The sequence below is a fragment of the Streptomyces sp. NPDC051576 genome, assembly GCF_040681835.1.
Taxonomy (GTDB): domain Bacteria; phylum Actinomycetota; class Actinomycetes; order Streptomycetales; family Streptomycetaceae; genus Streptomyces.
In genome coordinates this window covers 115,597-126,779 of the sequence record NZ_JBFAZO010000019.1, presented here as the reverse complement: position 1 = coordinate 126,779, position 11,183 = coordinate 115,597, and the positions used below count along the sequence as shown (strand labels likewise).

Sequence of the window (11,183 nt, the reverse complement as noted above, 5' to 3'; positions counted from 1 at the left end):
CAAGGAACGGACGCTTCCTTTGTACTCACCCTCTCGGGCTTTCCTCCGGGCTTCCCTTCGGTCTTGCGTTTCCGACTCTATCAGACCGTTTCCGGACCCGATTTCCTCGGTGCTTTCCAGGTTTCCGCTTCCGCGTTTCCCTTTCCGGCGGTTCCGACTGTACCAGACCCTTTCGAGCCTGACTCCCAGTCAGCGGGGCTTGTCTTCTCAGCCCTTGGGCCGTTCCGACGAGTGAGACTTTAGCGGAATCCTGAGTCCCGAGCGAATCGGGGGTGCGTCCTTTCGAACGCGGATTCCTCATTTCGCAAATACGCATACCAATACACGCGACGACGGATCGTCGATTGTCTGTAGGTACTTGCGGAATGGCTGTCCGGGGACCGACCGGGGTCGGTGCTCACGTCGGACAACTCGGAGAACACTACGTATGCGGTCGAGGAGTGTCAACTCCGCTCCGGAGAGCACCACGGAGGCGTACGCTGTGTGACGTGACTACACATACGTGCGCCCAGCAGTGGTGGGCCGCCTGACGGCGGCCGTACTCACGTATGTACTCAACGGCCGCCGCATCGGCGGCCGTTCTCGTATCTCCCTCCAGAGGGTCGGCCGGCCAGGTGCGGCGGTCCCTACCAGGAGGTGGAGAGATGACACGGGTCTTCAGTGGGGTCAAGCCGACCGGGCACCTGACGCTGGGGAACTACCTGGGGGCCATGCGGCGGTGGGTCGACGTGGACCAACGGCAGAGCGATGCCCTGTTCTGCGTGGTCGATCTGCACGCGCTGACCGTGGACCACGATCCGGCGCGGGTGCGGAGGCTCACTCGGCAGGCGGCGACGCTGTTGCTGGCGGCGGGGCTGGATCCCGAGCTGTGCACGGTGTTCGTACAGAGTCATGTGGATGAGCACGCGCGGCTGTCGTACGTCATGGAGTGCGTGGCCACCGATGGCGAGATGCGGCGGATGATCCAGTACAAGGAGAAGGCCGCGCGGGAGCGGGAACGCGGTGGGAGTGTGCGGCTGTCGTTGCTGACGTATCCCGTGCTGATGGCGGCGGACATCCTGGCGTACGGGACGGACGAGGTGCCGGTCGGGGACGACCAGGCGCAGCACGTCGAGTTGGCTCGGGATCTGGCGGTGCGGTTCAACCAGCGGTACGGCCATACGTTCGTGGTGCCGCAGGTGACTCGGCCGGCGGTGGCGGCGCGGGTGATGAATCTCCAGGAGCCGACTTCGAAGATGGGGAAGTCGGACGACTCCGGTCCGGGGATCGTCTATCTGCTGGACGAGCCGGACGTCGTACGGAAGAAGGTCATGCGGGCCGTGACCGACAGTGCGGCGGAGGTCGTCTACGACCGGGACGCGCGGCCGGGGGTGGCCAATCTGCTGGAGATTCTGGCTGCTTGCCGTGGTGGGAACCCCGCGGACTTGAGCGGTGTATATGAGTCGTACGGATCGTTGAAGACGGACACCGCGGAGGCTGTGGTCGAGCTGCTCAGGCCTGTGCAGGAGAGGCACAAGGCGTTGTGCGCGGATCCCGCTTATGTGGAAGGGGTGTTGCGGGATGGGGCGGAGAGGGCGAGAGAGATGGCGAAGCCGATGGTCGATACCGCGTATCGGGCCATCGGGCTTCTGCCTGCCTGAGCGCTGACCGTCCGCGAGGGGGTGGGTCAGTTGTTGCCGGAGGCCAGTTCGCGGCTTCGGTCGCGGGCTGCCTCCAGGGCGGCGATGAGTGCGGCGCGTACGCCGTGGTTCTCCAGTTCGCGGATGGCGTTGATCGTCGTGCCGGCGGGCGAGGTGACGTTCTCGCGGAGCTTGACCGGGTGTTCGCCGCTGTCGCGGAGCATGACGGCGGCGCCGATCGCGGACTGGACGATGAGGTCGTGGGCCTTGTCGCGCGGCAGGCCGAGCAGGATGCCCGCGTCCGTCATGGCTTCGACCAGGTAGAAGAAGTACGCCGGGCCGGAGCCGGAGAGGGCGGTGCAGGCGTCCTGCTGGGACTCGGGGACGCGGAGCGTCTTGCCCACGGCGCCGAAGATCTCGTCGGCGTGCGCGAGATGGGCCTCGGTGGCGTGGCTGCCGGCGGAGATGACGGACATGGCCTCGTCGACGAGGGCGGGGGTGTTCGTCATGACACGGACGACCGGGGTGCCTGCGGTCAGGCGCTCCTCGAAGAAGGAGGTCGGGATGCCCGCCGCGCCACTGATGACCAGGCGGTCGGCGGGGAGGTGCGGGGCGAGTTCGGCGAGGAGGGTGCCCATGTCCTGCGGCTTGACGGTGAGGATCAGGGTGTCGGCGGTCTTCGCGGCCTCGGGGTTGGTGACCGGGGTGACTCCGTGGCGGGTGCGGAGTTCCTCGGCGCGCTCGGGGCGGCGGGCGGTGACCAGGAGGTCGGCCGGGGCCCAGCCCGCTCGGATCATTCCGCTGAGCAGGGCTTCGCCGATCTTGCCGGTGCCGAGGACTGCGACTTTCTGGGTCATGGGTTCATCCTCGCACCGGTGGTGGGAAGGGGGTGGTGGCTGTCCGGCTGGCGGAACGACGCCTCTGTGCGGAGCACCCCTGTGCGCAGCGCCGCTATGCCGTACGTCTCTATGCCGTACGCCTCTTCAGGGTCGCCGCGCCCAGGCACAGCACAAGCAGCGCGCAGCCGGCCACGATCAGGACGTCGCGCACGAAGGTGGCGGTCATGTCCGTGTGCTTGAGGACCTGGTTCATGCCGTCGACGGCGTACGACATGGGCAGGACGTCGGAGATCGCCTCCAGGGCGGGGTGCATGTTGGAGCGAGGGGTGAAGAGGCCGCAGAGGAGGAGTTGGGGAAAGATCACCGCCGGCATGAACTGGACGGCCTGGAACTCCGAGGCGGCGAAGGCCGAGACGAAGAGGCCGAGGGCGGTGCCTAGCAGGGCGTCGAGGAGGGCGACCAGGAGGAGGAGCCAGGGGCTGCCGACGACGTCGAGGCCGAGGAACCAGACGGCGAGACCGGTGGCCAGGGCGGACTGGATGATCGCGATGGTGCCGAAGGCGAGGGCGTAGCCGGCGATCAGGTCGCCCTTGCCGAGCGGCATGGAGAGGAGGCGTTCGAGGGTGCCCGAGGTGCGTTCGCGCAGGGTGGCGATGGAGGTGACCAGGAACATCGTGATGAGGGGGAAGATGCCGAGCAGTGAGGCGCCGATGCTGTCGAAGGTGCGCGGGCTGCCGTCGAAGACGTAGCGCAGCAGGAAGAGCATCACGCACGGGACGAGGATCATCAGCGCGATCGTGCGGGGGTCGTGGCGGAGTTGGCGCAGGACGCGGGTCGCGGTGGCGGTGGTGCGGGCGGCGCCGAGGGCGCTGGTGGGCGCGGCGGTCGTCGCGGTGGTCGTGCTCATCGGGTCGTCTCCTTCTGACGGCCGGCGGCCACGGCTTCGTCGACCAGGGTGAGGAAGGCCGCTTCGACCGTGTCGGAGTGGGTGCGGGTGCGCAGGGCGTCCGGGGTGTCGTCGGCGAGGATCTGGCCCTCGCGCATCAGGAGGAGGCGGTGGCAGCGCTCGGCCTCGTCCATGACGTGGGAGGAGATGAGGAGGGTGGCGCCGCGGGAGGCCGCGATGTCGTGGAAGAGGGCCCACAGGTCGCGGCGGAGGACGGGGTCGAGGCCGACAGTGGGTTCGTCGAGGACGAGGAGTTCCGGGGTGCCGAGGAGGGCCACGGCCAGGGAGACGCGACTGCGTTGGCCGCCGGAGAGGTTGCCGGCGAGGGCGTCGGCGTGGGTGGTGAGGTCGACGTCGGCGATCACGCGGGTGACGTCCTCGCGGCGGCGGGTGGCGGCGGCGCGGCCGGGGTCGAGGATCGCGGCGAAGTAGTCGAGGTTCTGACGAACTGTCAAGTCGTCGTAGACGGAGGGGGCTTGGGTGACGTAGCCGATGCGGGTGCGGAGGGTGGGGTGGCCGGCGGGGTGGCCGAGGACGGTCAGGGTGCCGGTGACCTTGGCCTGGGTGCCGGCGATCGAGCGCATGAGGGTCGACTTGCCGCAGCCGGAGGGGCCGAGCAGGCCGGTGATCTGGCCGCGCGGGACGGTGAAGTCGAGGTCGCGCAGGACGGTGCGGGGGCCGCGGACGACGGTGAGGGCTTCGGCGTGGACGGCGGGTTCCCGTTCCCTGACGTCCGGCGTCCCGGGTCCCCCGGGAGAGGAATTCATCATGTGATGAATAGTGCTCCCCGTAAATGACGGCCGTCAAGCGGCGCGTGCGGCGGCGCAGGCGCGTGTCGGCGTGATCGGAGTGAGGTGCTCCGGTACGTACGCTTCCGCGTTCACGGGGTGGCCACACGAATCGGGTGCGCGGTGAACTCCCTTTCCCGACAATGGATTTCAGTTCGCCGTGCCCTCCCTCTGCGCGGGCCCACGCATCTCCCGTTCGACCATTTCGCCCCGTTCGTCATCGTCGGAGGTGCTGTTGTCATGCGCTGTGGTGTGAGCAAGGCCGATCTGTTCGCTTCTCCAGTCGTCTTTCTCGTCGCGCTCCCGCTGTGTGTGGGCGTTGCGATCGCCTCCGGGGTACCGGCCGAGTTGGGGCTGGTCACCGGGATTGTCGGCGGGTTGGTGGTCGGGGTGTTGCGGCTCGGGCGGTGGCTGCGGGCCGTGTCCGCGGCCGTGGTGCAGGGGACGCTCGCCGGGATCGGGCTCGTACTGGTCGCCGGGCAGGTGTACGCGCTCGGCGATGTGGCCGCACCGGCGGACGGGCTCGGGAGGCTCGCCGGGCTGGTGTCGCTGCCGGGGCTGGTGGATCCGGTGGCGTTGTCAGTGGGCGGTGCCACCATTGCCGTACTGCTGCTGTGGCCTCGGTGGTGGCGCGGGTCTCGGTGGATGCCGGCGCCGTTGGTGGCGGTGGGGCTGGTCGCGGCGGTGACCGGAGGGTTCGACCTGTCGGTGCGGCGGGTGGAGGTGCGGGGTCTGGTCGGTGCCGTGCGGGTGCCGGAGTGGGGGGATTTCGGGCGGCTTACGGAAGCGGGGGTGATCGGGACGGTCGTCGCGTTCGCGTTGATCGCGTCGGCGGAGTCGTCGTTCGGCGCGGCGGCGGTGGACCGGCTGCACCGGGGGTCGCAGACGGTCTCCGACCGGGAATTGATCGCGCGGGGCACGGGGAGCGTCGTGTGCGGGGTGCTCGGGGCGTTGCCGTTGACCGCGGTGATCTCGCGGGGCGTGGCTGCGGGTGACCTCTCCGGGGCAGCGCGGGCCGGGGCGTCGCGGGTGCTGCACAGCGGGTGGTTGCTGGTGTGCATGGCCTTGCTGGCCGGGGTGCTGGGGGTGGTTCCGGTGGCGGCGTCGGCGGGGCTGCTCGTGTACGCCGGGTTCGGGCTCGTGCCGGTGCGGCAGGTGCGGGGGCTGTGGGCCGGGCGTCGGGGTGAGGTGGTCGTCCTCGCGGTGACGGCGGTGGCGGTCGTGGTGGGGAATCTGTTCGAGGGGGTGCTGGTCGGGCTGGCGTTGGCCGTGGCAAAGACCGCGTGGGACATCAGCCATGTGCAGGTGGAGACGGAGGATCTCGGGGACGCGGGGATCGTCGTACGGGTGCTGGGGCATGCGACGTTTCTGCGGTTGCCGAAGCTGTTGGAGGCGTTGGAGGGGGTGCCGTACGACCGGGAGGTGCGGCTGGAGTTGGGCGGGTTGCGGCATGTGGATCATGCGTGTGCGGCGGCCCTGGAGGGGTGGGCCGCCGCGCGGGGCGGGATGCCGGGGGCCGCGGGGGTGGCACTGGTCAGGGGGTCATGACGTGAGGGCGACGACGAGTTCCACGACGTAGGTCTCCTCCACGATCCCGTCCGGGAACACCGTCCGCAGGTGGTTCCGCTCCTCGGTGAGGAAGGCGTTCGCGCTCGCTTCGTCGTGGACCAGGAAGGCGGAGTGGCTGCCGAGGTTGGCCAGGTGGGTGTCGACCGGGACGCGGCGGCTCCAACGGACCGTCCGGTGGGCGAAGTCGAGCCGGCCGGTGGGGTCGGCGAGCGCGGAACGCAGGCCGCTGCCGTTCTGCTCCACGACGCGGTCGATGCCGAAGTGGGTCCTGATGCGTTCCGACTGCTCGGTGATCCACGGGATGTCGAGGGCGCTCGTGTTCCACCAGAGCGCGAGAGCGCCGCCCGGGCGCAGGACGCGCAGCGCCTCCGGGACCGAGTGGGCGGGGTCGGTCCAGTGCCAGGCCTGGGCGTAGGTGAGGAAGTCGACGGAGTGGTCGGCGAGGGGGAGGGCGTTGCCGTTGCCCCGGACGATCGGGATGTCGGGGAGGGCACGGCGGAACTGGGCCGTCATGCCGTCGCCGGGTTCGATCGCGATCACTTCGGCGCCGCGGGCGCGCAGGAGGGCGGTCGCGATGCCGGTGCCGGCGCCGATGTCCGCGACGCGGGCGCCGGTGAGGGGGTGATCTGCGAGGTCCTCGATGGCGTCGAAGAGGGCGGGTGGGTAGGAGGGGCGGTTCTTGGCGTACTGGGCTGCGGCGGCGTTGAAGGAGTGGGCTCGGGTGGTGGGCGTGGGCGGGGTGGGTGGAGTGGTCGGATTGGTCATATGGCCATCGTTGCCGGGATGGGTGCAGGGGGCAGGTGGTTTTTGGTGAGAAATGGGGTGAGGGGGCGGAGGAGGGTGGGGTGGAGGGAGAGGAGGGGGAGGGCGGATGGATCGCGGGCGGTGCAGGTGGGGGTGGGTTGCGGTGGGAGTGGGTTGCGGTGGGAGTGCCGTGCCGCTCCGTTGGTTCGGATGGTTCGTGCAGTTTGTGCGGTTCGGGTCGGCGGGGGGGCCGGGGTGCTTGGGGTGCCTGAGTGCCCGGGGCATCCGGGCATCCGGGCATCCGGGCATCCGGGCATCCGATGCCGGACAGTCGGGGTGCCGGAGAGCAAGAGCGTCGGGGCGCCGGGCAGCCTGAGCACCGAGGGCGTCGGGGTGCCAAGGTGCCGAGGTACCCGAAGTGCCGGGATACCGAGGCGCCGAACAGCCACGGTGTCGGGGTGCCGGGGTGCCCGGGGTGCCCTGGTGCCGGGCAACCGGGATGCCGAGGTCCCCAGGTACCGCAAGCCCTAACAACTTGGTGCGCGATTGCTTGGGGCAATGTGTTCGGGCGGAGTGGGCTATCGGATGTGCTGGGCAAGGCCGAACAGACTGCCGGTGGGGTCGCGCATGACCACGTCTCCGTGGGAGCCCTGGCGGACTTCGGTCGCACCGAGTTGTCGGGCCCGCTCGACGTCGGCAGTGGGTCTGTTGCTGGCGAAACTGACCAGCCAGAGTGATCGCTGCGCCGTTGGTTTCCCTGGCGGCTTGCCGGTGGCGGCGATGGAGTTGTCCGGCAACCGGAACTCGGTGTGCTCAGGGTTGGAGTTCCAGTGAAGTGCTGGTTGGTAGAAGGCGGCGGCCTGCGCGGAGTGGTCGGTGAGAAGGCTGATGCCGGCGAAAGTACCCGGTTGGTGGTTCAGCTGCATGCCGTCATGGGTTCCGGGCTGCCAGAGTGACAGTGGTGCGCCGACGGGGTCGATCGTGACGGCGGCGTGGCCGAGCGTCCCGACCTGGGTGGGTGCCACGATGATGTCGGCGCCCAGGTTCGTGAAGCGGGTGGCGGTGGCTTGGATATCCGACACGGTGATATTGGTCGTCCAGTAGGGCGCGCCTGCGTCCTCGGCCGGCCCCAGGGCGGCGATGAGGCGTCCGTGCAGCGTGCAGAGCCGGTAGCCGTTGGAGTCCGGTTGGCCGACGTTCCAGCCGAACAGTGCGGTGTAGAACGCGGTCGCTGTCTCCATATCCGGGGTTCCGAGGTCGATCCAGCTCACGGTGTTCTCAGGGTGCCGCGTGATGTTCATCGAGATGACTCTCCGTTGAGGCCGCCCCGCCCCGACAGCGGGGCGAAGCGGCGACCCGCGGTGTCAGTTGTAGTAGGGCGAGTTCATGTCGATGCTGGCGTCCTTGACGATGTCGCCGTCGAACAGCCGTGTCGTTGCCGGGGCTCCGATCCGGCGGGCTTCTTCGGCGAAGGGGCCCTGAGCGAAGGCCAGGGCGTTCTCGGCGCTGTCGAACTCGTAGAAACCACCGAGGGTGTGCGTTCCGATGCCGGACAGCCACGTCTTGCGGAGCAGACCCGGCGCCGTCTTCAGCTCCGCGTTGGCCTGCTGCCAGTCGAACTGCTCGAACGGCACTGATGTCTGGACTTCGGTGTAGAGAAACGTCTTGCCCATCACGAACCTCCGGTTTCGGGGCCTGTCCGGCCCACCTCACTAGTACGTGCGTCCTAGTGAGGTGAGCATGGAGTAGTATGGCCGTACTAGTCAAGGGGGTCGCGATGGCCGCGGACACGAAGTCCCGCATGATCAGCGCAGCGATCGGACTGCTTCAGCGCCACGGTCTGGCCGCGATGTCCTTCACCGACGTCCTGGCCGAGAGCGGTGCCGCGCGCGGGGCGATCTATCACCATTTCCCGGGCGGCAAACAGCAACTCGCGCTCGAAGCCGCCCGACGCAACGCGGAGGACGTCCGCGGTCACCTGCACGAACTGTCGGCCCGCTCGCCACGCGAAGTCGTGGAGGCGTTCCTCGGCAGCGTGCGCCCCGTGGTGCAGGCGTCCGCCGGGGGCGGCGGCTGCGCGGTCGCGGCGGTCACCGTCGACGGCGGTGCGGCCATTGCCGACCAGAGCAGCCTGCGCGCCGTCGCGGCCGAAGCATTCACCGGTTGGGGCGGCGAGCTCGCCGGGAAACTCACCCACGCCGGAATGAATTCCTCCCAGGCCGCTGATCTGGCCACCCTCATGATCGTCACACTCGAAGGCGCCCACATCCTGTGTCGCGCCGCAGGCAGCATCGCCCCTTTCGATCAAGCTGCTGCGGCCCTGATCTCCGGGCTCCCGAGCTCGGGTTGAAACCGACACCGGAACACAACAACGTGGCGCTGACACGGTCAGGCTTCTGCCATGGCACGCACAGGGCCGCGTGGGCTGGGTGTCTCTATGACGCAACGCCTCGGCCGCGTGACCTTGTCCCATCGTCGTCTCCACCGGCCTCCAGCGCCGTCGACCCGGTTCGCTGATCACAGAACTGGCCGAGGCGCGGATGGCCGCCGAGGAAGGCCGACTGCACGAGCGTCGAGGCCGTAGCCGGTTCCGGGCGGCCGGCGCGGGACCGAGTCACCAACTGGTGTTCACGGACCGGGTCATCGCCGCGCTGGTCGTCCTGCGATTCCAGCTCCCGCACGCGGCTCCGGCCCTGCTCTACGGAGTGGACCGCTCCACGCTCACCCGGGCTGTCCACGAAGTCCGTCCCCTTCTGTCAGCTCGTGGCTTCGCCGTTCCAGGACATGGCGACCGGCGGCTTCGCACTCTCGCGGACGTTCTTGCCTATGCGGCGGCCGAGGACGTCGAGCTGCGGCTTGACGGGACGGAGGTCCGGGTTCGACGCCCCCGGGCGAACAAGCCAGGCCGTCGCACATACGTCTCGGGCAGGATGCGGCAGAACGCCAAGAAGGCCACCGTCGTCACTGATGGACAGGGCCGCACCCTGTGGACCGGGGCCTTCAGGCCCGGCCGAACGCACGACCAGACAGCCGTGAAGACCGAGGGGATCTGCGAGGCCTACGCGGCAGTCGCCGCACTGGTCGCCGACCGCACCGCCAGGAGGTGAGCACCCATCAGACAACCTGCCAGGCCAGCACACCCCACCCTCATTCGCGCACAAGGCCGTAAGTGCGTGCCCAGCGAGCCATGTATCCCCCGTGAATCGCGACTCCCTGAGGGGACCTGGCGGTCCTCGGAGTCGTGCGCTCCTGGGAGGCCTGGCTGCCCGAGTCAGCTGCGGCGGCGCTTCTTCGAGGGGTTGCGGGTGCGTCGGGTCGTGCGCTTCTCGTACTGCTGCACGGCCGTTTCGTACTCCTGGCGGTGGAGTTGCTCGCCGGGGGCCTCGGTCAGAGAGCGGAAGAAGTAGGCGAGGAGGGAGCCGACGAAACCGATGGCGAGGAGGCCGCGGAGGGAGGCCTGGCGGTCGGGGTCGGGGCGCTTCTTGAAGGCTTCCCAGGTGTGGCCGAAGGCGAGGGCGCTGCAGACCGCGAACATCACGATGACGAGGAGGGTGACGAAGCTGCCGACGTCCGCGATCTGGAGGCCCTGATAGGCGAAGCGGAGGATCAGGCAGGACGCGGCGGCGATCACGAGGGAGGCGACCGGTGCGGCGATGCGGCGCGCGGTGTAGCCGTCGTCGTGGTTCACCCAGGTGGTGCCGAAGAAGCGGAGGGGTTCGGGGCGGGGGCCGCCGGTGGCTGGGGAGCCCGCGCTGTCCTGGGGGCCGGTCTCGTCGTTCACGGGACGATTATGGCTCCGGGGGTGGGCGCGGGCTCCCGGTGGGGCTCAGGCGCAGCGAGAGGCTACGTAGCCGTCACTGCCCGTGTTCACATACGCGTCCGCGATGAACTCGCCGCTGCTGATGTTGTCCCAGATGTTCGACGTGCCGTAGGTGCCGGTGACAGTCGTCCCCGGAGTCTGGCAGTAGATCAGGACCTTCGAGCTTGCGGGCAGGTTGCCGACGATGCTGTAACCCGTGCCGGGGCCGCTGCGGATGTTGAGGCGGACGTTGGCGGTCGTGTAGGTCTGCGCCGCGCTGGCCGTGACCGGTGAGCCCATCACCATGAGCAGGGCTCCGGCCACGCCGGCGAGCAGGACTGATGCGCGCCTTCGGAATGTCATGCGTCCCCCTGGGTGGTTGTGGTGGTGGGTCAGGAGCAACGCGGGCGGACGTAGCCGTCGCTGCCGGTGTTCACATAGGCGTCCGAGATGTACTGGCCGTCGTCGATGTTGTCCCAGATGTTCGTCGTGCCGTAGTAACCCGAGACGTTGGTACCCGGCGTCTGGCAGTAGATCGGGACCTGTGAGCCCTCGGCCAGGACGCGGACGATGGTGTAACCGGTGCCGGGACCGCTACGGACGTTGACGCGGGTACCGGGTGCTATCGAGTAGTAGTGCAGGGCCGTGGCGACTGCTTCCGTCGTGGCTTCGCCCTCGACCTCTTCGGCGCGGTCAACAGACATGAAAAACCTCCCCCGTTGAACCCCATGACTGCCATGGGGTCCCGTTGATTCCCCTAAAACACGCCATGAAACATATGTGCGCAACTCACACACAGAGGCTAGCAAGCCGCCTCTGTCCCGTACGGAGCATCGACTAGGCTCCGTGCGTCGCGCGCGCGAACGAACAGCACGGGGG

General features: G+C 68.9%; 13 protein-coding genes. 4 read left to right on the top strand and 9 right to left on the bottom strand.

Annotated features, from left to right (window positions below; all coding sequences use genetic code 11):
- The first annotated feature begins 644 nt into the window (after nt 1–644).
- A complete protein-coding gene (trpS, locus tag AB0M63_RS43195) occupies nt 645–1,640 on the top strand; it encodes a tryptophan--tRNA ligase (protein WP_355908033.1) in 996 nt (331 codons plus the stop codon).
- Between the two features lie 26 nt (nt 1,641–1,666).
- On the opposite strand, the gene proC is transcribed toward trpS, so the two are convergent.
- From proC to AB0M63_RS43180, 3 genes are all read right to left on the bottom strand, one after another.
- Nucleotides 1,667–2,476 carry a pyrroline-5-carboxylate reductase gene (gene proC / locus AB0M63_RS43190; protein WP_355908030.1) on the bottom strand — a complete coding sequence of 270 codons (810 nt, stop codon included), beginning with the start codon at nt 2,474–2,476 and terminating at the stop codon, nt 1,667–1,669.
- A gap of 109 nt (nt 2,477–2,585) precedes the next feature.
- A complete protein-coding gene (locus AB0M63_RS43185; protein WP_366023242.1) occupies nt 2,586–3,365 on the bottom strand; it encodes an ABC transporter permease in 780 nt (259 codons plus the stop codon).
- Nucleotides 3,362–4,174: an ABC transporter ATP-binding protein gene (locus AB0M63_RS43180; RefSeq protein ID WP_366023241.1), complete on the bottom strand. Its 813-nt coding sequence runs from the start codon at nt 4,172–4,174 to the stop codon at nt 3,362–3,364. The genes AB0M63_RS43185 and AB0M63_RS43180 overlap by 4 nt, the downstream gene beginning before the upstream one ends.
- Before the next feature lie 258 nt (nt 4,175–4,432).
- Between AB0M63_RS43180 and AB0M63_RS43175 the strand changes: the two genes are divergently transcribed.
- Entirely contained in the window at nt 4,433–5,740 is a 1,308-nt protein-coding gene (locus AB0M63_RS43175; protein ID WP_366023240.1) for a SulP family inorganic anion transporter, read from the top strand.
- On the opposite strand, the gene AB0M63_RS43170 is transcribed toward AB0M63_RS43175, so the two are convergent.
- The 3 genes from AB0M63_RS43170 to AB0M63_RS43160 form a co-directional block, all read right to left on the bottom strand.
- A complete protein-coding gene (locus AB0M63_RS43170; protein ID WP_366023239.1) occupies nt 5,735–6,526 on the bottom strand; it encodes a methyltransferase domain-containing protein in 792 nt (263 codons plus the stop codon). The two genes, AB0M63_RS43175 and AB0M63_RS43170, sit on opposite strands and share 6 nt — an antisense overlap.
- A gap of 557 nt (nt 6,527–7,083) precedes the next feature.
- A complete protein-coding gene (locus AB0M63_RS43165; RefSeq protein ID WP_366023238.1) occupies nt 7,084–7,806 on the bottom strand; it encodes a VOC family protein in 723 nt (240 codons plus the stop codon).
- 63 nt (nt 7,807–7,869) lie between these two features.
- Complete coding sequence (locus AB0M63_RS43160; RefSeq protein WP_355908012.1) at nt 7,870–8,178, bottom strand: hypothetical protein; 309 nt, start codon at nt 8,176–8,178, stop codon at nt 7,870–7,872.
- A 104-nt stretch (nt 8,179–8,282) separates the two neighbouring features.
- On the opposite strand from AB0M63_RS43160, the gene AB0M63_RS43155 reads away from it, so the two are divergent.
- Nucleotides 8,283–8,855: a TetR/AcrR family transcriptional regulator gene (locus AB0M63_RS43155; protein WP_366023237.1), complete on the top strand. Its 573-nt coding sequence runs from the start codon at nt 8,283–8,285 to the stop codon at nt 8,853–8,855.
- Nucleotides 8,856–9,045: 190 nt separating this feature from the next.
- Entirely contained in the window at nt 9,046–9,612 is a 567-nt protein-coding gene (locus AB0M63_RS43150) for a transposase family protein (protein ID WP_366023236.1), read from the top strand.
- Between the two features lie 164 nt (nt 9,613–9,776).
- Here AB0M63_RS43150 and AB0M63_RS43145 read toward each other — a convergent pair whose 3' ends face one another.
- The 3 genes from AB0M63_RS43145 to AB0M63_RS43135 are packed head-to-tail and all read right to left on the bottom strand — an operon-like array spanning nt 9,777 to nt 11,008.
- Nucleotides 9,777–10,286, bottom strand: coding sequence for an EamA/RhaT family transporter (locus tag AB0M63_RS43145; protein ID WP_366023235.1), 510 nt, complete (start codon nt 10,284–10,286; stop codon nt 9,777–9,779).
- Between the two features lie 45 nt (nt 10,287–10,331).
- Nucleotides 10,332–10,667 carry a hypothetical protein gene (locus tag AB0M63_RS43140; RefSeq protein ID WP_366023234.1) on the bottom strand — a complete coding sequence of 112 codons (336 nt, stop codon included), beginning with the start codon at nt 10,665–10,667 and terminating at the stop codon, nt 10,332–10,334.
- Nucleotides 10,668–10,696: 29 nt separating this feature from the next.
- Complete coding sequence (locus AB0M63_RS43135; protein ID WP_355907998.1) at nt 10,697–11,008, bottom strand: SH3 domain-containing protein; 312 nt, start codon at nt 11,006–11,008, stop codon at nt 10,697–10,699.
- Between the last annotated feature and the right edge of the window lie 175 nt (nt 11,009–11,183).